The following is a 22,828-nucleotide window of genomic DNA, read 5'->3' as shown; positions in this document are numbered from 1 at the left end:
CGCCAAAACGCCCACCTCGGGTGTCTCTGTTTAGGCTGGCTGGTGGCGGCTCCCATCACAACTCGGGCGCAGTCTGAAAACTGCAAGTTATTGAAACAACGCCATCTTTTTTAACCAAACCAAATCGGTCGAGGTTTGGTCGATCTGAGACGAGAGCCATTCTGAGACCGGAAAACGGCATTCCGGCAGTCTCCGAAGTTTGGTCGCTCCTGATAAACTCCTTTGAAACCAAAAGGAATTTGGACGCTCAGAGCAGCATTTAGGGGGTTCGCAATTTGATAGTGGCGGAGGGAGAGGAACTGGGATCCAACGTTCTCTGGGTTTACCAGCCCCCCACGACGTCTACCCGAAAATGGAGAAGGCCTATCTTGCAAACGGCGAAATCGGGATCGTTGTGGGCCAGTTCAAAGGGCGCAGTTGGAAGCCAAAGGGGCTCCCCTGGAAGATTGAGGTCGAATTCTCTTCGCAGCTCGGCTTCAAGTTTGGATTTGGAGGCGGTGATTTCGGCGATGAAGGCGAAGCGCCTTTGGAGCTCGCTTATGCGTTGACCATCCACAAAGCCCAAGGCAGCGAATTCGGCATGACCTTCATCGTGATCCCGAATTCCTGCCGCCTTCTGTCACGCGAACTGCTCTACACCGCGCTGACGCGCCAACGTGAACAAGTGGTCCTTTTTCATCAGGGCGACCTTCGGGCTCTCCTAAAGCTGTCTTTGTCCGAGCATTCCGAGACCGCCCGTCGACTGACAAATCTGTTCTCCGATCCCAAGCCTGTCGAGTATGTCGGGGCGTTCCTCGAAGAAGGCCTCATTCACCGCACCACCCGCGGCGAGCTGGTCCGCTCAAAATCTGAGGTGATCATCGCCAATCTGCTTCACGGCCTTGGCATCACCTACGCCTACGAACAACCCTTCACTGGGCAGGACGGCAGCGTTCGATATCCTGACTTTACGATTGAAGATGCAGAAACTGGCCGGCGCGTCTTTCTGGAGCATCTTGGGCTGCTGTCTGAGCCAGCTTATCGCCGCCGCTGGCTAGCGAAACTGGATTGGTATCGCTCCCAGGGGGTGTTGCCGGAAGATGAGGGAGAAGGCGACGAGGGAATCCTCGTGACGACCACCGAAGAGAACGGCATCGACTCTGCCGGCATTAAGCAGAAACTGCGAGCGCTTCTCGGTCTCTAAAGTTGAGAGATCATTGACCAGACGCCGGTGCGTGCCGCATGACGGCCGGATCGTGCCGTCCCTCTGTGATGGTCGGGCTCTTCTGCTTCAGGAAGACCATCGACACGGCGCCCATACTCGGCGGTCTCTTACCGGACGGCAAACCGATCCCCGAAGATCGCCTTGACGGTATGCCCGCCCATGTAGAGGCCGCAGTATAGGGCGGTGAAGGCGATGAGGTGCTCCCAAGGGATTATCGGCACCTGCAGCTTGAGGACGCCGTTGAACAGCACCGGCGTCAGCATGGTGTTCTGGAGCCAAAGATAGAGATTGAGGTACATGCCGCCCGGCCGCCACCAGTAGGCGAAGCCGCCATGTTCCGATTCCCGGTCTGCCAACAGCCCCGCCGTACGCTGCTCGGCAAGCACGACAGCCGCCCATTCGGGCCCACGCTCGGCTTCGAGTCTGGCGAGCCGCGCCACCGCCTCGGGATCGCTCTCGATCCTCCGCACCGCCTGCTCGGGCGTGGTGACGCCGAGCTCCTTGAGCACGGCGCCGCCGACGGTGGTCACGATCGGGCCGGCCTTGCCGCCGATGATGCCGCCCAGGATGTTAAGGCCGGCATTGGCGAGCGGCCCTGCAAGCATGTTCCACATGTTGGTCTCCTTTTCAGAACGAGCGCAGCCAGCCGGCGAGCCGGGGCGCGAAGCCCTGGATTCGCGCGGCGATGAGGTCGCGGTAGTGCCAGGCGAGGTAAGTCAGGAGAAGGATCGCGATCGCCGCGATCACCACGCCGCCGGCGGTAATCCATGGATCGCCAATGATGCTGGGCTCAACCGAAGGATGGGGCGCCACAGCCTCGTTGCCGCCAGCGACAGCGGCACCGCCCGCTGCCCCGGCGCCGCCCTGCTTTGACTTGCGCCGGGCGTCGAGCTCGCGCTGCAGCGTCGATAGCGTCTGCTTGCCGATCAGTCTGTCGACGGTGAGCCCGTAATGTCAATTCCTGTCACACAGGTCAAATGTCTCTCGCGAAGGCTGAGGATCTTCTCCGCCTTGCGCAGATTGCGGCCGCTAGCCCGAGCGCGGACTGCGAGCAGGAGCATGGGGATGGCCAGCGCGACGGCGCCGTAGCGAAGGGCGGCCCGCATCCAAGGGCTCGCGGCGGTCCCGCTGAGCAAGGCGGCGATCATCGCTGCCCCCCGGCGCCAATCGTCATAGTTAGCTGTGCTCACATTTCTACTTGACGAAGGAGGTTCTTAGTTTAGGAGCTTTCAGTGCGATCCAGGTGAGCACGCTTCTCAAGAGCTGTTTTAATCAGCTGCGCCATGGCCGTTCGATTTTTGAACACGCTGACCTCCTCGCACCAGGTTTCGCGGTAGGTGCTTTTCCAGTCCCTGTCATGTTCCCATTCTTCGACCACCAGCTTGGTGCTTCCATCCTGCTCACGGATGATAAAGTTGAACTTATGGAGTTTTGCTTCTACAGAAGCGTGCTCGTTGATTGCCCAAACCTTGCCGACTTCCGTCACCTCGACCGCCTCAGCAGTCACGCAGATAGGCAGGTACCAATCTGCTCCTCCGTTTGAAAGCATTGTACCTCCAGCTTTCAACCAGAGTTCTTTCGGCCGCTTAACGCCGAGAAGCCGATAAGCGAGGTCAACGATGCCGTCTAAAGCTTCGCTGGCTCGATTCTGATCGAGCGAATTATCCGACATTTTGCCCACACTCTCTCTGTTGGATCACTGTCCCGGCGCGCTCACGATAGGAATCCATGGCAATGACCTCAAATGAGAACTTGTAACCCTGAGAGTTCCCAGCGTCTATGTCAGAGTGCGCGGCCCGACGCCGGAGAGGGCACGGCGTCAATGGTGCACATCGGTGACGAGCTCAAAAGCGGAATACATAGGGGGTGAACATGGTCGGTCGGCGGGACGGGAAGCCAATTTGGATTAACCGTGCGACGCGCGAAGCCAAAGCGCTCGATCGCGTAACTCTGCAGTCGGATAGCGGCTATGACGAGGATTGGCTGCAGAACCTAATCCATGCGCACCCGGAAGTGCTCCCGATCGGCCAAATTGAGCCGGACTTTGGCGCGCCAATACCCCTATGCCGCGAATTACCTCTGATTATTGGTGCCGGACGAGCTGGAGCTCTCGACAACCTTCTCATCACAAGGACAGGAGGACTGATCCTTGTCGAAGCGAAGCTTTGGCGCAATCCTGAGGCAAGAAGAGCCGTTATCGCACAGGCAATTGAATACGCAGCAGGGGTGTTCCGCCTATCGTACGCGGAACTAGAGTCAGCCGTCCTCAGGGCTCTGGGGCCTGAACCACATTGCAAATCAATTTTCGAGACGGTTGCCTCTCGAGAGTCTGGTATCGACGAAGCTGAGTTTGTGGACGCCGTTGCCCGCAATCTCCGCCGCGGCCGCGCGATTGTAACCGTGGTGGGGGATGGCATCCGCGAAGATATAACTCCGATGGCCGAACTACTGCAGTCACACGCAGGCCACCGCTTTACTTTCGCCCTAGTCGAGCTCGCAATATATCAATCTCCAGAAACGGCAATACATTTCGTGACGCCCTCGGTCCTCGCGCAAACGGCTCTCATCGAGCGCGGTGTTGTCCAAATCGAAGAAAGCGCCAGTGGGGAACGCATCGCTATTCGGGAGGCGGTAGCAAAGTCCGAAACGCCAACCCGTGCCATCGGAATCAGCGAAGATGAATTCTACGAAGCCTTGGATCGGAGAGAAGCAGGCTTCTCGCAGTTACTAAAGGCATTTCTCGCAAAAGCGGTGCAGCGAGGAATGTTCGTGGATATGCAATCCGCACTGAATATCAAACATCCGTCTCCGAAAGGTAACGCCCTGAACCTCGGCACAATCTACCGCGACGGCTTTGTTGAGACGAGCCCTGCTACATGGTGGGACCGAACAGCCGCCGGCCGAAAATACAACGAGCATCTGGCTGACCTGATTGGAGGGAACGTTCGAGAAATGAAGGATCATAAAGAGTCGGCTGTCCGGACATCCTCCTGGAAGACGCCGCGGATATCAGACTTACTGCCCGCCCACGAAGACGAGTGGCTTAGAGCAATGGACGAGTACATCAAGGATGTTTTCGCATCCGCTGAAGAGGTCTAGGCTCAGGACCTATTAATTTGCGCTGATTTGTGATTCAGGGTCTCTGGTGAAGGAGGCTCTGATGGCTGATTTGTTTCTGCTGAGCGCCCGGCAGATGGCGCGGATATCACCGCACTTTCCGCTGTCGCACGGGGTGCCGCGGGTGGACGACCGCCGCGTGGTCAGCGGCATCGTCTACGTGATCCGCAATGGGTTGCAGTGGAAGGACGCGCCGAAGGGCTACGGCCCGCACAAGACCCTCTACAACCGTTTCATCCGCTGGAGCCGGTTGGGCGTCTTCGACCGCATCTTCGCAAGCCTTGCCGGCGAAGGGCCCAAGCCGGAGCGGATCATGATCGACACCACCCATCTCAAGGCCCACCGCACCGCGGCGAGCCTGCTCAAAAAGGGGCTGTAGCGCAAGGCGAGTGGTTCGCAAACTCCGTTGCGCGGTCTACACCCGCAAATCCAGCGAGGAAGGCCTTGAGATGGAGTTCAACTCGCTCGACGCCCAGCGGGAATCCTGTGAGTCCTATGTCGCCAGCCAGCGTGCGGAAGGTTGGCTGTTGGTGCCGGACCGCTATGATGATGGCGGGTTCTCCGGTGGCACGTTGGAGCGCCCTGCCTTGAAGCGCCTGCTTGCAGATATTGAAGCCGGCCGCATCGATGTGGTTGTGGTCTATAAGATCGATCGGCTGTCCCGGGCGCTGATGGACTTCTCGAGGCTGGTGGAGGTATTCGACCGCCATGGCGTGACGTTCGTCTCCGTCACGCAATCTTTTAATACCACGACGAGCATGGGCCGGCTGACGCTGAATGTCCTGTTGTCCTTCGCCCAGTTCGAGCGCGAGGTGATCGGCGAGCGCATTCGTGACAAGGTGGCCGCCTCCCGCAAGAAAGGCATGTGGATGGGTGGCTGGGCTCCTCTCGGCTACGAGGTCAAGGAGCGCAAGCTCGTTGTTGTGAAGGAAGATGCCGAACGGGTCCGCGCCATCTTCAAGCGCTTCGTGCAGCTCGGCTCCGCGACAGCGGTAGCCAAAGAGCTGGTGGCAAAAGGAGAGCGCAACAAATACGGCCAGTTGCTGGACAAGGGCGTGCTGTATCGGCTTCTGAACAATCGCGTTTATATCGGTGAAGCCGTTCACAAGGGCACGTCCTATCCCGGCGAGCACTCAGCGATCATCGATCGTAGTCTCTGGGACAAGGTCCATGCGATCATGAAGGAAAGCCCCCGCAAGCGCGGTGCCCGCAACCGGGCGCAAACACCTGCTTTGCTCAAGGGTCTGATCTTCGGACCCACCGGCTGTGCGATGACACCAACCCACACCCGCAAGGCCGGCAAACTCTACCGCTATTACGTCTCCAGCGGCGTATTACGAGGATCCCACCCCGACTGCCCCGTGCAGCGCATCCCGGCGGCGGAGATCGAGATTGCTGTCGTCGAGCAGGTGCGTGTCCTACTACGCTCTCCCGAAATCATCGTTCGCACGTGGCGCGTGGCGAGGCGATCGTTGGACGGTCTCAGTGAAGCCGACATACGGGAGACATTGGAACGGCTCGATCCGCTCTGGGACGAACTGTTCCCGGCCGAGCAGGCACGTATCGTGCAGTTGCTCGTCGAGCGTGTCGATGTCAGCACCAACGGGGTGGACATCCGGCTGCGCACGCAAGGGCTGACGAGTCTTGTTGCGGATCTCGGTGGCATCGGCCTTGATCGGAAAAGCACCGGCAGCAGGAAGGCGGCGTAGACATGACGGCATCCGCCGCCCACGACCATGAAACCATCACCGTGCATGTGCCGCTCACCTTCCCCCGGCGTGGTGGCCGCAAGCAGATTGTTCTGCCCGACGGCACCTCATCATGGGCGCCGCCACGCGCCCGCGTCGACAACACCATAGTGAAAGCCATCGCGCGCGGCTTTCGCTGGCGCAAGCTGCTGGAAACCGGCGTCCACGCCACCGTCGAGGACATTGCCGCCGCAGAGAAGATCAATGCCTCCTATGTCAGCCGCGTGCTGCGCCTCACTCTGTTGGCGCCCGCCACTGTCGAGGCCATTCTCGATGGTCGGCAGGGGCCGGATGTGACGCTCGCAATGCTGATGCGGCCGTTTCCGGTGGAGTGGGAGAAGCAAAGATTGCAGCTTGGCGAGGTGTGAGGTGAATTTGCGGCTGACAATCCAGAGTGCAAACAATAGTCTTATGGCGCCCTCCGTTGACGCCAGAGACTCCCGAACCCTCCATGTCCAATCCCCTGCGCAAGCTTGTTTTAGCCCATGTTCCCGAAGACGGCGCCTCCGTCAGCAATTTGGCCCTGATTGCACGGCTGCGCGAAGCACTGCCCGACCTCACGGACGAGGATTACCAGACAGCACGGGATGGATTGGTCGATGAGGGCATCCTTGGCAAGGGACGCGGACGCGGCGGATCTGTATTCCTTGTCATCGAAGTTGATGACAATGAGGATCAGGACGACGATTTCGAGCTGGCACCTACCGAAGAATCTGCGCCGCAGCAACGTCGAGGAGCAGCGAAGAAGAAGGCAGCGCCTCGGAAATCCGGCGAGCCCGTGCAGGTGCTGTCTTATCGTCACGGCGAGACGCGAGTGAACAACCCCGAAGTCGGGATGGTCCATGCCGAAACAGACCCGGATGGGGCGCGCACCCCCTGGGCCTATGATCCGCATCTGGACCCGGTGCTGAACTTCGACAGCGCCCGCGCCGGGGTGGAAAAGCTGATCGATGACGCACTGGCCAGCGACGATCCGCTGGCGATGAAGGACGCGTTGACCGAGCTCAAGCGGATCCAGGCACCCTTCCTCAACTGGACGGGCAAGGCCGAGCGAACGTCGTTCGAAGTCGATACGGTCAGCCTGCATGTCCATGAACGGGTGGACCCGGCGACGATCCTGGCCAACGCGGCCAGACGGCTGAAGGGCAAGGATGCTGGCGTGCAGTGGCGGCAGCCCGACCTATTCGCGGCTCCGTTCGAGAACCTACCGCTGCGCCAGGCGCTGGATTTCTATCACCACGAAAAAGGCTGGTCGAACCGACTGGTGTCGGGCGACAGCCTACTGGTGATGAACTCGCTCCTGACCAAGGAAAGCATGGGCGGCAAGGTGCAGATGATCTACATCGACCCACCCTATGGCATCAAATACGGGTCGAATTTCCAGCCTTTCACCAACAAGCGCGACGTTAAGGACCGGTCAGACGAGGATCTGACGCAGGAACCGGAGATGATCAAGGCGTTCCGCGACACCTGGGAACTGGGCATCCATTCCTACCTGACCTATCTGCGCGACCGACTGGTGCTGACCAAGGAGTTGCTGCACGAGAGCGGGTCGGTGTTCGTGCAGATTTCGGATGAAAACCTGCATCATGTCCGAGAATTGATGGACGAGGCATTCGGCCCCGAAAACCTCGTCAGCGTGATCACATTCAAGAAAACGACCGGCGCAGGAAGTCCAACAGGCGGAACAAACGTCTTAGCCGCCACCAACGACTACATTGTTTGGTATGCCAAGAACCTACAGCGGATCAAATATCGACAGCTATATTTGTCGCGTGGCGGCGAAGGGTGGGTAAACTACAACTATGTCCGCAATGAACACGGCGAACATCGCCGCCTAACCAAGAGCGAAGCTCAGAACTGGGGCGCATTGCCGGAAGAAGCCACCGTCTATCGACGTGACAATCTGACTTCCACTTCCTCTGCCGGAGATGCGGCGAGCCCGTTCGATTTCTTGGGTCAGACCTATTCTCCCTTTCCCGGTGGTTGGAAGACCTCTTTGGCAACTGGTATGCCTCGGCTTTTCCGATCTGCTCGAATGGAAGCCTACGGGAAGACGTTAGCCTACCGACGCTTCGCGACCGATTTTCCATGGTTCAAGATCACCAACCTATGGGACGACACGGTGACAGGCGGGTTTGCGGAAAGCCGCTACTACGTTGTTCAAACAGGGACCAAGGTGGTCGAACGATGCATGCTGATGACCACCGATCCCGGCGATCTTGTGCTCGACCCCACCTGCGGCTCCGGCACCACTGCCTTCGTCGCCGAAAAATGGGGGCGGCGCTGGATCACCTGCGACACCTCGCGTGTCGCCATTACGCTAGCCAAGCAGCGGCTGATGACCGCCAGCTTCGATTACTACGCGCTTCGCTATCCGCATGAGGGGCTGAAGGGCGGCTTCGACTACGAAACGGTCCCGCACATCACACTGAAAAGCATCGCCAACAATCCCGACATCGACACGATCTACGATGAGAATCACCCGAAGATCGAAGCGGCGCTCGATGACCTGAACGTTGCACTGTCCGCCGCCCCGCCGAAACCGCTCAAGCCCGCTCAAGGAGCGCGCAAGGGCAAGCCCGTGGACTTCGCCAAGGGCGAGATCCTGCACGAATGGGAGGTTCCCTTCGACTGGCCCGAGGACTGGCCCGAACCCGCGCGCGGCGCTTTCGACGCCTTTCACGCGGCCCGGCAGGCGATGCAGCGCCGCATGGATCAGTCCATCGCCGACCATGCCGAGCAGGAAACGCTCTATGACAAGCCCCGCATCGACCGGAGCCGCCTGCGCATCACCGGCCCTTTCTCGGTGGAGGCGGTGCCGGCGCCAACCGTCCTATCACTCGACGACAGCCTGCCGCCGGTTGAGGCCGACGACAGCATCGCCCGCACCGGCGAAACCTCGCGCCAGTCTCTCTGGCGCGACGAGCTTCTGAAAACCGGCGTCCGTGCCAAGGGCGGCGCGATCCTGCGTTTTGCCGAATTCGAGACGCTGCCCGGCCTGCGCCACCTGCACGCCAGCGGATCGCTGGCCGACACGGGCGAGCGTGTCGTCGTCAGCTTCGGCCCCGAACACGCCGCCCTTGAGCAGCGGCAGGTGGAATTGGCGCTGACCGAGGCGGAAACCCTGCGCCCGGCGCCAAAATTCATCCTGTTCTGCGCCTTCACCTTCGACCCTGAGGCTGCCAAGGATATCGACGAGGTGAACTGGCCCGGCGTCACGCTGCTGAAAGCGCAGATGAACACGGACCTTCTGACCGAGGATCTGAAAAAGGCGCGCTCGTCGAACCAGTCCTTCTGGCTGATGGGACAGCCGGATGTCGAATTGCGCAAGTGCAAGGACGGGATGTGGGAGGTCGAGGTCAACGGCTTCGACTATTTCGATCCCAAGGCGGGCGACCTGGTGTCGGGCGGCAAGAAGCAGATCGCCATGTGGTCCCTGGACACCGACTACGACCAGCGGTCGCTGATGCCGCATCAGGTGTTCTTTCCCATGGCCGACGCCAAGGACGGCTGGAATCGGCTGAAGGCGACGGTCCGGTCAGAACTGGACGAGGATTTGCTGGAGCAATTCCATGGCACCGTCTCGCTGCCCTTCGAGGCGGGCGACAACAAGCGGATCGCGGTGAAGATCGTCGATGATCGCGGGATCGAATCCCTCAAGATCATGCCCCTCGAGGGCTGAACCCCATGTCGCTCATCATCAACAAGCCGTGGGAATGCCCGGCGCAGCACTGGGTTGAGGGCAAAGGGGGCAAGCTGGAGATCAAGGCCGAGCGTCGTCCTGCGAGCTACGAGGTCTTCGACGCCCGCAACAACACCAAGCGGACCGAGGTGCTGGATCTGGTCAACACCATCCGCGCCCGCGTCGATGCCTGGCGCGAGGCGGGCTGGCCTGGCGCGACCATCGTCACCCGCAAGCTGCTGGAACACTGGCACGACCGGGATGCGCGGCAGCATCCGTTTTACTTCTGCCAGTTGGAGGCGATTGAAACGCTGATCTGGTGGATCGAGGGGGCGGAAGCGTTCAAGCAGGGCATCGCGATCCCCGGCGATGGCGGCACATGGGAACGGCTCTGCAACAAGATGGCGACCGGCGCTGGCAAGACCACGGTGATGGCAATGATCATCACCTGGCAGGTGCTGAACGCGCTGACCTATCCGAAGCGGAACAAGGATTTCAGCCGCGCCGTGTTCATCGTCGCGCCGGGCCTGACGGTGAAGGAACGTCTGCAGGTCCTGTTGCCCAGCGAGGGCAGCTACTACGACGAGTTCAACCTGTGCCCGTCCGAGGCGCTGCGTCAGAAGCTGAACCAGGCCGAGGTGATGATCGAGAACTGGCACACGTTGATGCCGTTGAAGGAGCAGGAACGCTCGGTCGTGAAGAAGGGCCGGGAGTCGGACGAGGCGTTCACCCGCCGTGTGCTGGGCAAGCTGGCCGCCCACAAGGATATCATTGTCATCAACGACGAGGCGCACCACGCCTATCGCAAACCGCCCGAGGTGAAGATCAGCAAGAAGCTGGCGGCCGAACAGGGGATCGACCTTGATGAGGCGACCCGCTGGATCGAGGGGCTGGACCGCATCCACAAGACACGCCGCATCCAGCGCAGCTTCGACCTTTCCGCCACCCCGTTTGCGCCGACCGGCAAGAAGAGCACCGATACGGCGCTGTTCGACTGGATCATCTCGGATTTCGGGCTGAACGACGCGATCGAGGCCGGACTGGTCAAGACGCCGCGCGTGGTGGTGCGTGACGATGCCCTGCCGGACGCCAGGACGCTGCGGTCGAAGCTTTACCACATCTACCGCGATCCATCGGTGTCCGAGGATCTGAACAGGGCGAAGGCCGAGCCGCATGAAGCGCTGCCGAAGCTGGTGCAGGACGCCTATACGCTTCTCGGCGCCGATTGGCGCGAGACACAGAGACAGTGGCGTGATGCTGGGCATCATTCGCCACCGGTGATGCTGACGGTCTGCAACCGGACCGAGACGGCGGCGCGGGTGGAGCACTATTTCAACAAGGGCGACTCACACTGGCCGGAGCTGCATGCCCCGACCAGGACGTTGCGCGTTGATTCGAAGGTGCTGGAGAAGGCGGAGATCGGTGAAGCCGCCACGTCCGACAAGGACTACGAGAACAGGCTGAAAGGCATCATCGAAGCCGCAGACTTGCCGGAGACGCGAAAGCAGCAGCTGCTGGGCATGAAGAAGGAAGAGCTGCTGCGCGAGATCGTCGATAATGTCGGCAAGCGTGGCGCTGCGGGCCAGTATCTGCAGAACGTCATCTCTGTCGCGATGTTGTCCGAAGGCTGGGACGCCAAGAATGTTACCCACATCATGGGTTTGCGCGCGTTCACCTCGCAGCTTTTGTGCGAGCAGGTGGTCGGTCGCGGTCTCCGCAGGGTCTCCTACGATACGGATGAGAAGGGACTGTTCCTGCCGGAATATGTGAACGTCTTTGGCGTTCCTCTGTCCATCTCGGAAACCGGCGAAGGTGGCGACCCCCCTCCGCCTCCGAGGCCGACCACCCAGATCGAGGTCATTCCGGATCGAGCACACCTGGAGATCAAGTGGCCCAATGTGCTGCGCGTCGAAACCGTGGTGAAGCCGCAGCTGACTATGGCGTGGGACAAGGTACCTGCGCTGGTGCTTGACCCTGCCTCAACGCCCATCAGCGCCGAACTGGCGCCTGCCTTGGGTGGCGCGACAGATATGGGCAAGGTCACCGCGATCGATCTGGAGCGCCTTCCAGACGGCTTCCGCCTGCAACGGCTTGTCTTTCAGGCTGCCCGCAAGGGCTTTGCCGAATTCCGCCAGAGCTTTTCTGGAACCGAGGAGTACCTTGCGGCACAACTGGTGCGCATCGTTGAGAGCTTCCTGAATTCCAAGCTTCTGGACATACCGTCGCTCTTCCACTCCGATCCTCTGCGCCGCCGGATCCTGATCGCGCTGAACATCGACCTCGTTGTCCAGCATGTCATGCGTCACGTGAGCGAGCAGAACACGGAACGCCTCACTCCGGTCTTCGACGAGGAGAACCCGATCGGCGCCACCGGTCAGATGCGGACTTGGTACACGACAAAGCCCTGCTTCCCGGCGATCAAGTCGCACATCAGCCACCTCGTCGGAGACTCGTCGTGGGAGGGGCATGCGGCGAATGTTTTCCAGGGGCGGGACGATGTTGTCGCCTATGCCAAGAACGATCATCTCGGCTTCCAGATTCAGTACATGTGGGCTGGGTCGCGGCGACGGTATATTCCCGACTTTCTTGTCCGGTTGTCTGGCGGCAAGATGCTTGCCTTGGAAATAAAAGGCACTGACAGCCCGCAGAACAAGGCTAAGCGCGACGCGCTGAATGAGTGGGTCAAGGCGATCAACAGCACTGGAGGATTCGGACAGTGGGCCTGGGATGTCGCGTTCAAGCCGAGTGATGTGCAGGACATTATTACCAAACGTACGAACGTCGCTGTAGCAGAATCGGTGGCGTAATGCCGACGGCAATGGACCCTATCTTATCGTAGACCCAACCGGGACCAAGCGTTGGGTACTCCGAACCATAGTCCATGGACGCCGACGCGACATCGGACTCGGCGGCCTCCGACTGGTGTCCTTGGCTGCCGCACGAGAAAAGGCAGCTGAATATCGAAGGATTGCCCGCGAAGGCGGCAAGGCGTGTCGTGTCCGTGTGGTTGGGCGTCCGTGGCGACGGGGGATTCGTTGTTGGCGGAGCTGGATCGGGACAAAACGCGAGATCAGTTGGGGGACACCGTGCACTTGGAAGGCCACAGAGCCGCGTTGGTAATCGCGGTAGTTTTTATTGGTTATAGCAGCGCCTTCGCACAGAATGTCGTGCATAATGCGCGCGGATTTGAGTGCGGATTTATTTACGAAAAGACGAAGAACGGGAAGTCCGGGGACGCTTCCTGTAGCTACACAGGCGAAACGGTGTTCAGCAGCGCGTCGCGTTCCCTTCCTCGCAACGAGCATTGCTATACGAAAAATGTCTTTAGTTATGAGGATTTTAATCTGCAGATTGATTTGGCGGCAAGCAAAGTGGTGTGGGACCGAGAAGATGGACTAGCGCCGTTCGCCTTTACGAGAATGGTCGAATACTACATGCGGACCGAAAAGATCGGGAAAGAAGAAGCTACTCGAAGAGTAGCTGAACCTCGGCCGGTGATGAAGCAAGTGACGTACGACATTCTCGGAATACATAAGGGAGACGAGTTTGTCTCTCAGGATCCAATAACCCAAGCTCTTCCCAAAAAGCTGAGAAACATGCCGGTTTACACACTTACATTTGGGAGGAACGACGGCAATTCCCTTTTTACTCTCTTCGTACCTGACGATGGTGCGAATGGGAACTCCATCCTAAGTCGGTACTGGGCTGATGGTACCTCATCTTGGGTATCCATGCGTTTCGGGAAATGTCGGGTACTTAGGCAGCCTGGGCGTTGAACGGTCCGTTTGTTAATGGGAAGCAGCGAATATTCTGTCGTCGAAATGACCGAAGGTGCCGCATAAAAATTTGGATGCGCTCGGGGCGTCACCACGACGCATTGTCCCGACAAGGCATTGCTTACGTCAATTCAGACGCCGCCGATGCGCGACGACTCATCGGCGGTACGCCTGCAATCCGAGACGATAGGGGCAGTTTTTTTATTGGGTTCAAGGGGGGAGGGCTGGGCTGGCCCGAGATCATGCTGGAAAACCGTCGATCGGCTTCGTTGCGCTGCCTTTTAGCAACTCAATCAAGGATGTCTCTGGGAGACCAGCCCACATCAACTCGCCACGAATCGGACGTTACCGGAAATATCTCAGACAACAGAAATTTTCGATTAAGGGAACAGATAGCCCGCAGAACAAGGCTAAGCGCGACGCGCTGAACGAGTGGGTCAACGCGATCAACGGCACTGGGGGATTTGGACAGTGGGCCTGGGATGTCGCGTTCAAGCCGAGTTACGTACAGGACATTGTCACGAAGCATTCGAGCGTCACCGTGGTCGAGCCAGTAGAATAATGGCGCTCACCGCCTTTTACGGCCGGATGGAGGCTCGTCTTGCCGTGACACAGGCGTGCAGCAAGACCTCAGTGGCGAGAAAGTTCGATCCGGGTTTCCTTCGCCAGCCAAAGAAAAATCCAAAAGTACGGCGACAGCACCAAAAATAACACCGCATTACCAGCAACTTACGAACCTGTACCAAATCCGCGAAGTCATGAGGTTTGGAGAATATCGGCCCGGAGAGAGCGAAATCGGCATTTTGACCGGGTCGCGCAGTCAACAGCTTTGGTCCGAAAACCCCGCAATATCGCGCGTTTTTGCGCGTCGATCGGGGCGGCGGAGAATGTTGAGGCGAATAGGGCTGGCGGAGAGAGTGGGATTCGAACCCACGGTACGGTTTCCCGCACACACGCTTTCCAAGCGTGCGCCTTAAGCCACTCGGCCATCTCTCCGGGCCCCTTCTCATAGGCGGCGCACCAATTTTTGCAAGAGTGAGGAGCTACGGCGGCGGGATTTCCCTGGCAATATACTGTGCTCTCCGCCATCAAGAGCCGCCTTGCGTGATTTACCGCAGGTTCGGCGTCCTCTTGCGCGCCGAAGCGCCGGGTGGATAGGACTTGCGCCGGACGAACGGAGCAAGGGCTGACAGCCAGGCCACGGTAATATACATGCCGATGAACGCGCGCTGGCCGGTCCATCAACCCGCCCGTCAGAACCTGTACGTCATGCTGAGAAGCACGCTACGCGGCGCGCCCCATGAATAGCCATTATACCAGCCATAAAACGTGTAGTATTTGTTATCGAGCAGGTTTCTGATGTTGAGCGTGGCTGACAACTTATCGTTGAACTTGTAGCTCGCCATCGCATCCACGACCCAGTAGCTCGGCGCGGTATGCCATATCGAGCCATCAATCGGGTGAGTCACTTTATCCGAGGTCGTGTCCACCCAGCGCGTACCGCCGCCCACCATCAAGCCGTCGAGCGCACCGTCGAGCTTGTAGGTGCTGTAGAACGTGAACTGGTTCGCTGGCGTCGGCGTGGAAGCAACCCTCTCGTTGTTCAGCATCGAGATGTTATGGGTGAACCCGGCCTGAAGCTGCCACTGCGGCGAGAGCTGACCCGAAATTTCCAGTTCAAAACCCTTGGTGATTACGCCGTCCGCCGGACGGTAGGCCGGTGTTCCGATTGGCGTAAGACCACCGGTCGGAACCGCGTAATTGTCCTGCTTGACTTGAAAGTAAGCGGCGCTGGCGTTGATGCGTCCGTCGAAAAAGGCGGCCTTGAGACCGACCTCCGTATTGATGCCTTCGATTGGCGGGAGCGTCGTGCCCTGTTCATTCAGTGCTGCCTGGGGCTGGAAAATGCCGGTGTAGCTGGCATAGGCGGAAAGAACATCAGTGATATCGAAAATGGCGCCGTAATACGGGATTACCTGACCCGACTTTTTGAGGTGGGAGCTGGTCCCAAAGATGCGTTGCCGCGCTTCATAGTTTGTGATGCGCGCGCCCAGCAGCACCTTCAGCCTGTCATGCGTCTGAAGCCGCGTCATCGCGTAGAATGAGTTCTCTTCAAAAATCTCTTTGTTCGGATCGTCCGGCAGGAACGGTATCCACCCCGGCTTGGGAAAGTTGCCGGTCCAGTTATAATAGTCGGGCACATTGACGTTCGAGTCAGCCGGGTCGTGATTTACACGTACCCGGCTTTGTCTCGAACTGCTGCCGCCGAGAACAAGTTCGTGCTTGCGATCGAACAGCCAGAACGGTCCGGTCGCATAAACATTGGCCGCCGTGGTTTCAGCCTTGCTGGTCCACACGCTCCGCCACATCGTCACGCCGGTGCCGTTCAGCGGGTCGGGAAAGCCGCCACAGGCGCAGCCGTTCGTGGCGTCGTAGCCGCCGATCTGATGGTTGAGTTGCAGCTTGACCCGCCATTCGTTGTCGAACCGGTGTTCGAGCTTGACGAAGCTGTTGTAGGTGCACGCTTCCCAGGTGGCCCAGTTCGTCGCGGGATTGAACGAGCGCGGCATTTCGTTGAATTCGCCGAGGCGGTTAAACATGATGATCACGCCATTGGCAGTTCCTCTCGGAACGCTGCGCTGATAGTCCGCGCCGACAGTGAACAACGTATCCGGCGTCAGATCAGCCTCGATGATCCCGTAGAACAGCGAGCTTTTACGGTGGTAATGATCGAGGAACGATTCATTGTCCTGATGTGCGGTGACGAAGCGGCCACGCACGGTCCCGCTCTCGTTCAGCGCACCGCCAATGTCAAGTTCGCCGCGATAGTCGTTCCAGGAACCGGCGCTGAGCGTCGTGTAGCCCTGAAAGGCGCGGGTCGGTTTCTTGCGGATCATGTTGATCGTCGCGCCGGGGTCGCCGACCCCTGTCAGAAGGCCTGACGCTCCCTTCAGAACTTCCACCCGATCGTACATCGCCATGTCCGTTCGCTGCTCGGTGGTTGCGTTGCCGCCTGCGAAATTCTGAAAAGAGATCGGCACACCGTCATACCGGAAATTCCGAACCGGAAAGCCGCGGGCATAGAAAGTGACTCGCTCACCTCCGGAATTCACGGCGCTCAGGCCCGGCGTATGATCGATGACCTCGCTGACCGATCTCAGGTTGAAATCCTCGATGTGCTGACGCGTGATGACGCTGACCGACTGCGGCGTTTCGCGAGGGCTGAGTTGAAGCCCGGTCGCGGTCGCCGTCACGCTCGGCGTATAGGCGCCGGTGCCCTCCGTCCGGCCGGGATCACTCGACGATGCCCCCTCCACATCGATGGTGTCGAGCGAGATCGCGCCGGCGGGCGCTGCTCCGACCGCTACGGGCGCGCCCGGCCGTTCGATCGTGACGTTCGAACCGCCCGAGAATCGAAACGTGAGTCCAGTGCCGCCGAGAAGTTGCGCCAGCGCCTGCTGCGACGTGTAGGAGCCGTTGAGTCCGCGGGTACGCAGGCCGCGTGTCGTTTCCCCGCTGTATAGCAGTTGAAGCTGCGATACATCAGCAAAACGATTGAGCGCGTTGGCCAGCGGGCCGGCTGGAATCGCATAGCTTCGCGCGGATGAAGCTGCGGCTGTCACTGGGGACGCGGATTGCGCGTTCGCTTGAATCGGCGTCAGCACTGTGGAGAGCGCTGTTGTTGCACTCAGAACCGCCGCCAGCCTCTTCCAGTTCGCGCCTTGTCCGCCCTTATTGATGTTCGATCGCATCCCGCGCCCCCGATATACCCCTCAAGCTCCCGCGCCGGGGTCGCCGTTTGAGGCTTCCGCAGGCAGGGTCTTCATTGGTGTGACGCCGGGTGGCGCCGAACGGGGATGTCGCGGACGAAAATAAAATCGCGTCAGCGGTGAAGGAGGATCAGGAGGTTCGTCAGCCGCGTGGAATGCAGGCCGAGCGCTCCCTCGATGGCGTCGAGCACGCCGACGGGATTACGCATGTCGAACACGCCGCTCACGGGATGACTGCCGATTGAGCTGTCGGTGATCTGAATGCGTCCGGAGTGATAGCGGTTGAGTTCGGCGATCACCTCGCCCAGCGGCTTATCGACGAAGATCAGCTTGCCGCGCTGCCAGGCCGTTTCCGCGCCCGCATCGACCGATCGGACCGAGCCGACGCCAGCACTCGAATAACGCACGGTCTCGCCGGGCGACAGTTCGACCACGGGGGAGCGTCCGGCAAGGTACGATACGCCGACACGGCTCTCCAGCACGGTGACGGAAACACCCTCGTCCTCCCGCCGCACCGCAAAGGCCGTTCCCAGCGCCCTCGCCTCGCCAGCGTCGGCATCAACGAGAAATGGCCGCGACGCATCCTTGGCCACCGTGAACAACGCCTCGCCGCGAAGCAGGCGGATGCGCCTCACGCCGGGGGAATAGTCGATCGCGATCGCGCTCGCCGTGTTGAGCACGGCGCTTGAGCCGTCGGAAAGTGTAACCGTCCTGGTTTCTCCCGTCGCGGTGTAGGCGTCGGCCTGCAAGCGCATCGGCAGGTCGAGGCTATATCCCGCGCCAAAAATCACGAGGACGGCGGCGGCCGCCGCCAGCGCCTGCTGACGGACGCCACGCCATAGCGAGCGCTTCGATGGTGAGATCCGCGCGGAAGCGATGTCCGGACGCGGAAGCGCCGCCACCTCACGCCATGTCGCGTCGATCTCCGCGTAGGCGGCCCGGTTCGCGGGATCGCTCATCCATCGCTCGAACTCAGCCCGCTCAGTCGCCGACAGCGTTCCACCGTCGCGCCTGATGTACCATTCGGCGGCCTCATCCAGGATCGATGTCTTGTCGCCGTGTTCCATGGCCGGGTTCAGCATCCTCGCGCGACTCGCAGGATGGGCATTGCGGTCGAGCCGCACTCTTGCCTGTATGACGACGAAATTCAAAAGAACAGGAGGTCGGATCGCAAAAATATCAATCGCCTTCCCGCACGCGCCGGGCGCAATGAGCGATCGCCAGCCGAAGATGCTTGGAGACCATGTTGCGGCTGATGCCCATGTGCCGGGCGATTTCATCGTGGTCGAGGCCGTCGAAGCGCCGGAGAACGAAGCATTCACGGCAGCGCGGCGGAAGCTCGGCGATGGCTTTGGACAGCAATGCGAGCCGCTGCCGGGCGACAAGCTGACGTTCAGCGTCGGCTGATTCGTCAATGATCTCCACCTCATCGACAGACCATTCGGCAACCAGCTCGTGGCGCTGTGCCTTGCGTTGGTGGTCGATGACGAGATTGCTGACCACGCGGTAGAGGAAGGCGCGAGGGTTCGCGATCTCCTCGTTCCGCGCGCTCGCCACCCGCAGGCACGCTTCCTGAACCACGTCCTCCGCGAGCGTGGCGTTGCGGAGCTTGCGGCGGGCAAACGAGCGCAACTCGAAATAATGGCTTTCGATCAGTTGTCCAATGGGATGGATAATGGCTTCGGTCATGACATGACGCCGCTCGGGATACGCGCTAGGCGCGCTTGGGTCTTATCGTCGCGATGGCAGGGCACCTATAGTGAGACGACAAAACGGTTGCAATCCCAATAATATAGATCGGTTCTAAAACCGACAGACCCTCGGCTCGCGCCAGTTCGACCTGAAACGGTTGTTGTCAAGCCGGCCTTGCTGAAGGCCCGTCCCAAACGTATCCCAATTTCGCGCAGGCATGCATCTCCGGCCTCATGGGCCGATACTCTCAACGATGAGCGAGCAGGATCACGTCGTAACGTTTACAGTGTTGAAAATTATCTGCACGTGCGACAATTGATGAATGGGTTAATTCCCGGAAGCTGCCGCTTGTGCAAGTTTAAGTAAAAGAGGCGGCGCTCGGTCTTCGAGGCGTTAGCTGCTTCAGCCCATGACGGAAGGCGCCGATGCGGACGTTCACCTATCTCACCATACTTAAACGGATGGGCATGATTCCCTGTTTGTCATTTTTCCATCCTGTGAGATACGCTACCTAAATGCTTTGAAAGTTTGTGACACGTTCGGTTCTGCTGCCTGGAGGAATTGCTATGGCTGAGTTTCTGGTCGTCGGTTTTGATAAGGAAGATGATGCCGATCGGGTTTTAACTGAGCTAAACCGTTTGCAAAGCGAATACCTGATCGATCTGGAAGATGCCGTCGTCGCCATTCGCGATCCCGAGGGCAAGGTCAGGATCAAGCAAAGCTTCAGTCTGACGAGCGTTGGCGCGGCCACGGGCGGGTTACGCGGCGCGATGTGGGGCACGTTGATCGGCCTTCTGTTTCTCAATCCGCTTGCGGGCTTTGCGCTTGGTGGAGCCGTCGGCGCTGGTTCCGGCGCTCTGGCCGGCAATATGATAGATTACGGGATCAATGATGATCTCATCAAGTCGATCGGCGAGACGCTCAAGCCGGGCACCTCCGCGCTCTTTCTGCTGATCCGCAAAGCCCAGCCAGAAAAAATTCTTGCTCGGCTGTCCGACTTCAAAGGTCACGTGATCCGCTCCTCGTTGTCGTCAGAGCAGGAGCAGAAGTTGAAAGACGCCCTGTCGAATGTTGCTCAACCTGCAGCGTGACGTAATCTTGTCATCATAGCACGATTGCACTCCCGGCGTTGCGCCGGTTCGACGGCGAAAGCAAACGGCATCAATGCACCGGGCACCATCTCAGGATCGACATCACCAAGTCCGCCATCACAGACACGGCACCCGGTCAGAGCAATAGATCATAAGGTTCGACCACCACGGCACCCGGCAAGAGATAACGCGCGCGCGACAAGAACCCTGTAAAGGCCCGCATCACTGCTTCCGATCGCGGGCGCGCAGAGAATGCGTCAGAACAACAATCCGGAGCTTCGCCTCTGATTCAATGAACGGCCTCGGTAATTCTGGGACTTCAGCCCCAAAGACCTGAAGCAAGAGTCACGACTGAAGCTGAAAGGGCCTCTGTATGCTGAGAATGAACTTGATTGGCGCGGTTGGCGCCATCGCGTGGATATGCATGGTGACCTCGCCAGCGCAGGCTGATCTGTTTCGGGTCGGCAGACTGGTGTGTTCGGCTGACGCACGGGTTGGATTGATTGTAGGCTCGACGCAGTCGCTCCGCTGCGTGTTTCACAACACCCGTCCAGCCCGCCAGTATATCTATGCGGGGCGTATCAGCCGCATGGGCCTTGATATCGGCCTCACTCAAGGTGGCGTACTGTCCTGGGCTGTCCTAGCCAAGAATTCGAGGATCGGTCGCGCGACCATGAGGGGTACCTATGTCGGCGCAAGCGGTCATGTTGCGCTCGGGCCTGGCCTTGGCGCCAACGTTCTCATCGGCGGGTCGAGGCGGTCGGTCGTCTTGCAGCCACTCTCCGTCGAACTCAGTGTCGGAATCAATCTCGCGATCGGAGTAACCCGGCTGACATTGGGATCTGGAGGCAGACAGTAAGCGCTCACGGGGCTGTAACGCCATATCCCGGCCGGTATTTAGTCCTTAGTTTTGATGGATTGGATTTATGATGAATCGATCCGGCTTGATTGTCCATTGTTTGCAGATGAACTCGTAGGGTGTGAGGCCCTTGAGCATCTTGAGCCGTCGGCCGAAGTTGTAGGCGTCGATGAAGTCCTGAAGGTGCCGACGCAGTTGTTCATGACTGTCGTAGTGGAAGCGCCTGACGGTGGCGTCCTTGATGGTTCGGTTCCTCCGCTCGATCTGCCCGTTGGTCCAGGGATGATTGATCCTGGTGAGCCTGTGCTCGATGCCGTTCTCGTCGCAGACCCGATCGAAGATGTGGTGGAAAGGGTATTTGTGACGGACATGGTTGGTGAACTGGATGCCGTTGTCTGTCAGCACCGTATGGACGGTGTAGGGAACCGCCGCAATGAGATTGCGCAGGAACCGGGCTGCGACCATCTTGCCTGCCTGCTGATGGAGTTCGGCATAGGCGAACTTGGACGTCCGGTCGATCCCGACGAACAAGCGCAGCTTGCCCTGCGGCTCTTCTTGCCCGAGAGTTGGACGAGCGAACCGGCGCGCTTGAAGCGTCGGGCGTTCCCCAAGCCGGCATGCACACGGTCACAGCCAGACGATTTGTCATGACATTGTCGGGCGAAACGTGGTGGGATGAAATAGAGAGGTATCATCATGACCACGCGAACCGCCCGGACCGAAAAGCTCGATCTTCGTCTCACGCCCGAGGCCAAGCGCACCCTGGCTGCCGCCGCGCAGGTCGAACGCCGCACGCTCAGCGACTTCGTGCTCGAAAGCGCTCTCGGCCGCGCGGAGGAAGCGCTGGCTGACCGCCGGGCCTTCCAGCTCGATCCCGGCAAATGGGAAGCCTTCATCGCCGCCCTCGACGCGCCGCCGCGCGACCTGCCGGCCCTGCGCAAGCTGCTGAGCGAGCCGGGCATCTTCTCCGGCAGCGGGCCTGCGCGACCGGCTTTCGCGTTGAAAAGCTCCATCGCCGCCACGCCGTCGAAGCCTTCGACTGCGGCCAGGATGCGCTCAACCGCTTCCTGATCCGGTACGCCCTTCCCAACCAGCAGGCCAACGCCTCACAGACCTATGTCGGCCTTGCCGACGATGCCGTCATCGGCTTCTACACGCTGGCCGTCGGCGAAGTCCGCTATGACGACGCGCCGGAACGCCTCACAAAGGGTCTTGCCCGGCACTCCGTGCTGCCGATCACGCTGCTGGCCCGCCTCGGCGTCAGCATTGACTGGCAGGGCAAGGGCGTCGGCGCAGGGCTGCTGCGCGACGCCGTGCTGCGGACCTTGCAGGCCGCTGACATCGCCGGCATCCGGGCAATCGTCGTCCATGCGAAAGACGAGCGGGCGCGGAACTTCTACCGGCGTTTCGACTTCGCGGAATCGCCGAGCGACTCTCTTCACCTGTTCGCGCTGATCAAGAACCTGGAGCGGCTGTAGCTCCGGCCCTTTTGTTCTCCGCCGCAGCCGCTGCCCCGGCCGTTGCCGTCATCTCCCGCTCTCAGAGCCTGTTTGAGAAAGGCACGACAGCCTGATTGGAGATGGCGCCGTCGCAGGACGGCGGCTTATTTTCTGCGAATTTTGGAGCAACCAGCGCTTCGCCGCCACATCGATTGATGTGCTTGGGTGAATTCTCAAACAGGCTCTGAGCTCGATGTGTTGCTGGCGTCGAACGCGACCAAATCCGCGCGCGAACAGCTGACCTTGATCCGATCTTCGAAGAGCTGCGCGGCCGCGGCTATGACGGCGATCGTGAAAGTCGCTCATGTCCGGCTGTGCCACAGCCGCATGCTGTTCGTGCGGGCCTATCTGCCGCGCTATTCCAAATCGGCAGACCTTGCGACACAA

The 22,828-nt window shown here is 59.8% G+C and carries 18 protein-coding genes, 1 tRNA gene and 2 pseudogenes; 13 read left to right on the top strand and 8 right to left on the bottom strand.

The window, feature by feature from the left end; translation table 11 throughout:
• Nucleotides 1–352 precede the first annotated feature (352 nt).
• The gene (locus ACMYR2_RS01115) at nt 353–1,183 is read left to right on the top strand and encodes an ATP-binding domain-containing protein (RefSeq protein WP_416193519.1); all 831 of its coding nucleotides are present in this window, start codon (nt 353–355) and stop codon (nt 1,181–1,183) included.
• Between the two features lie 128 nt (nt 1,184–1,311).
• Here ACMYR2_RS01115 and ACMYR2_RS01110 read toward each other — a convergent pair whose 3' ends face one another.
• From ACMYR2_RS01110 to ACMYR2_RS01100, 3 genes are all read right to left on the bottom strand, one after another.
• A complete protein-coding gene (locus ACMYR2_RS01110; protein WP_416193518.1) occupies nt 1,312–1,818 on the bottom strand; it encodes a hypothetical protein in 507 nt (168 codons plus the stop codon).
• Between the two features lie 13 nt (nt 1,819–1,831).
• Complete coding sequence (locus ACMYR2_RS01105; RefSeq protein WP_416193517.1) at nt 1,832–2,017, bottom strand: hypothetical protein; 186 nt, start codon at nt 2,015–2,017, stop codon at nt 1,832–1,834.
• A gap of 406 nt (nt 2,018–2,423) precedes the next feature.
• Nucleotides 2,424–2,876 (bottom strand): hypothetical protein, encoded by a 453-nt coding sequence (locus ACMYR2_RS01100; RefSeq protein WP_416193516.1) that lies wholly within the window; start codon nt 2,874–2,876, stop codon nt 2,424–2,426.
• A gap of 200 nt (nt 2,877–3,076) precedes the next feature.
• Here ACMYR2_RS01100 and ACMYR2_RS01095 point away from each other — a divergent pair, with 200 nt between their 5' ends.
• From ACMYR2_RS01095 to ACMYR2_RS01060, 8 genes and pseudogenes are all read left to right on the top strand, one after another.
• The gene (locus ACMYR2_RS01095; protein WP_416193515.1) at nt 3,077–4,303 is read left to right on the top strand and encodes a hypothetical protein; all 1,227 of its coding nucleotides are present in this window, start codon (nt 3,077–3,079) and stop codon (nt 4,301–4,303) included.
• 61 nt (nt 4,304–4,364) lie between these two features.
• Nucleotides 4,365–4,694: pseudogene (locus ACMYR2_RS01090) on the top strand (transposase); the annotation flags it as partial.
• 76 nt (nt 4,695–4,770) lie between these two features.
• Entirely contained in the window at nt 4,771–6,030 is a 1,260-nt protein-coding gene (locus tag ACMYR2_RS01085; RefSeq protein ID WP_416193514.1) for a recombinase family protein, read from the top strand.
• Nucleotides 6,031–6,032: 2 nt separating this feature from the next.
• Complete coding sequence (locus tag ACMYR2_RS01080; protein WP_416193513.1) at nt 6,033–6,437, top strand: hypothetical protein; 405 nt, start codon at nt 6,033–6,035, stop codon at nt 6,435–6,437.
• Nucleotides 6,438–6,520: 83 nt separating this feature from the next.
• Entirely contained in the window at nt 6,521–9,754 is a 3,234-nt protein-coding gene (locus ACMYR2_RS01075; RefSeq protein ID WP_416193512.1) for a site-specific DNA-methyltransferase, read from the top strand.
• Nucleotides 9,755–9,759: 5 nt separating this feature from the next.
• Nucleotides 9,760–12,561, top strand: coding sequence for a BPTD_3080 family restriction endonuclease (locus ACMYR2_RS01070; RefSeq protein ID WP_416193511.1), 2,802 nt, complete (start codon nt 9,760–9,762; stop codon nt 12,559–12,561).
• A gap of 25 nt (nt 12,562–12,586) precedes the next feature.
• Nucleotides 12,587–12,874, top strand: coding sequence for an Arm DNA-binding domain-containing protein (locus tag ACMYR2_RS01065; protein WP_416194139.1), 288 nt, complete (start codon nt 12,587–12,589; stop codon nt 12,872–12,874).
• Entirely contained in the window at nt 12,793–13,530 is a 738-nt protein-coding gene (locus ACMYR2_RS01060) for a hypothetical protein (protein WP_416193510.1), read from the top strand. Before ACMYR2_RS01065 ends, ACMYR2_RS01060 begins: the two co-directional genes overlap by 82 nt.
• 906 nt (nt 13,531–14,436) lie before the next feature.
• Here ACMYR2_RS01060 and ACMYR2_RS01055 read toward each other — a convergent pair.
• From ACMYR2_RS01055 to ACMYR2_RS01040, 4 genes are all read right to left on the bottom strand, one after another.
• Nucleotides 14,437–14,526, bottom strand: a tRNA-Ser gene (locus tag ACMYR2_RS01055).
• A gap of 257 nt (nt 14,527–14,783) precedes the next feature.
• Nucleotides 14,784–17,282 carry a TonB-dependent siderophore receptor gene (locus ACMYR2_RS01050; protein ID WP_416193509.1) on the bottom strand — a complete coding sequence of 833 codons (2,499 nt, stop codon included), beginning with the start codon at nt 17,280–17,282 and terminating at the stop codon, nt 14,784–14,786.
• 131 nt (nt 17,283–17,413) lie between these two features.
• Nucleotides 17,414–18,382 carry a FecR family protein gene (locus ACMYR2_RS01045; RefSeq protein WP_347264797.1) on the bottom strand — a complete coding sequence of 323 codons (969 nt, stop codon included), beginning with the start codon at nt 18,380–18,382 and terminating at the stop codon, nt 17,414–17,416.
• Between the two features lie 97 nt (nt 18,383–18,479).
• Entirely contained in the window at nt 18,480–18,989 is a 510-nt protein-coding gene (locus ACMYR2_RS01040; RefSeq protein ID WP_347264796.1) for an RNA polymerase sigma factor, read from the bottom strand.
• A gap of 569 nt (nt 18,990–19,558) precedes the next feature.
• On the opposite strand from ACMYR2_RS01040, the gene ACMYR2_RS01035 reads away from it, so the two are divergent.
• The gene (locus ACMYR2_RS01035; RefSeq protein WP_347264795.1) at nt 19,559–20,083 is read left to right on the top strand and encodes a DUF1269 domain-containing protein; all 525 of its coding nucleotides are present in this window, start codon (nt 19,559–19,561) and stop codon (nt 20,081–20,083) included.
• 424 nt (nt 20,084–20,507) lie between these two features.
• The gene (locus ACMYR2_RS01030) at nt 20,508–20,942 is read left to right on the top strand and encodes a DUF992 domain-containing protein (protein ID WP_416193508.1); all 435 of its coding nucleotides are present in this window, start codon (nt 20,508–20,510) and stop codon (nt 20,940–20,942) included.
• Nucleotides 20,943–20,987: 45 nt separating this feature from the next.
• Here the strand turns inward: ACMYR2_RS01030 and ACMYR2_RS01025 are convergent.
• Nucleotides 20,988–21,488: pseudogene (locus tag ACMYR2_RS01025) on the bottom strand (integrase core domain-containing protein); the annotation flags it as partial.
• A 150-nt stretch (nt 21,489–21,638) separates the two neighbouring features.
• On the opposite strand from ACMYR2_RS01025, the gene ACMYR2_RS01020 reads away from it, so the two are divergent.
• On the top strand, nt 21,639–22,013 hold the full coding sequence (locus ACMYR2_RS01020; protein WP_347264793.1) for a DUF1778 domain-containing protein: 375 nt from the start codon (nt 21,639–21,641) through the stop codon (nt 22,011–22,013).
• The gene (locus ACMYR2_RS01015) at nt 22,010–22,420 is read left to right on the top strand and encodes a GNAT family N-acetyltransferase (protein ID WP_347264800.1); all 411 of its coding nucleotides are present in this window, start codon (nt 22,010–22,012) and stop codon (nt 22,418–22,420) included. The genes ACMYR2_RS01020 and ACMYR2_RS01015 overlap by 4 nt, the downstream gene beginning before the upstream one ends.
• Nucleotides 22,421–22,828: the final 408 nt, after the last annotated feature.

Source organism: Nitrobacter sp. TKz-YC01 (genome assembly GCF_047824785.1).
Lineage (GTDB): Bacteria > Pseudomonadota > Alphaproteobacteria > Rhizobiales > Xanthobacteraceae > Nitrobacter.
This window is presented reverse-complemented; position numbering and strand designations above follow the sequence as displayed.

What these genes read in the sequence shown, in the direction of transcription:
- ACMYR2_RS01115 (WP_416193519.1), top strand. Translation starts at nt 353, where the DNA reads ATGGAGAAGGCCTATCTTGCAAACGGCGAAATCGGGATCGTTGTGGGC.
- ACMYR2_RS01110 (WP_416193518.1), bottom strand. Translation starts at nt 1,818, where the DNA reads ATGTGGAACATGCTTGCAGGGCCGCTCGCCAATGCCGGCCTTAACATC.
- ACMYR2_RS01100 (WP_416193516.1), bottom strand. Translation starts at nt 2,876, where the DNA reads ATGTCGGATAATTCGCTCGATCAGAATCGAGCCAGCGAAGCTTTAGAC.
- ACMYR2_RS01095 (WP_416193515.1), top strand. Translation starts at nt 3,077, where the DNA reads ATGGTCGGTCGGCGGGACGGGAAGCCAATTTGGATTAACCGTGCGACG.
- ACMYR2_RS01085 (WP_416193514.1), top strand. Translation starts at nt 4,771, where the DNA reads ATGGAGTTCAACTCGCTCGACGCCCAGCGGGAATCCTGTGAGTCCTAT.
- ACMYR2_RS01080 (WP_416193513.1), top strand. Translation starts at nt 6,033, where the DNA reads ATGACGGCATCCGCCGCCCACGACCATGAAACCATCACCGTGCATGTG.
- ACMYR2_RS01075 (WP_416193512.1), top strand. Translation starts at nt 6,521, where the DNA reads ATGTCCAATCCCCTGCGCAAGCTTGTTTTAGCCCATGTTCCCGAAGAC.
- ACMYR2_RS01070 (WP_416193511.1), top strand. Translation starts at nt 9,760, where the DNA reads ATGTCGCTCATCATCAACAAGCCGTGGGAATGCCCGGCGCAGCACTGG.
- ACMYR2_RS01050 (WP_416193509.1), bottom strand. Translation starts at nt 17,282, where the DNA reads ATGCGATCGAACATCAATAAGGGCGGACAAGGCGCGAACTGGAAGAGG.
- ACMYR2_RS01045 (WP_347264797.1), bottom strand. Translation starts at nt 18,382, where the DNA reads ATGCTGAACCCGGCCATGGAACACGGCGACAAGACATCGATCCTGGAT.
- ACMYR2_RS01040 (WP_347264796.1), bottom strand. Translation starts at nt 18,989, where the DNA reads ATGACCGAAGCCATTATCCATCCCATTGGACAACTGATCGAAAGCCAT.
- ACMYR2_RS01035 (WP_347264795.1), top strand. Translation starts at nt 19,559, where the DNA reads ATGGCTGAGTTTCTGGTCGTCGGTTTTGATAAGGAAGATGATGCCGAT.
- ACMYR2_RS01030 (WP_416193508.1), top strand. Translation starts at nt 20,508, where the DNA reads ATGGTGACCTCGCCAGCGCAGGCTGATCTGTTTCGGGTCGGCAGACTG.
- ACMYR2_RS01020 (WP_347264793.1), top strand. Translation starts at nt 21,639, where the DNA reads ATGACCACGCGAACCGCCCGGACCGAAAAGCTCGATCTTCGTCTCACG.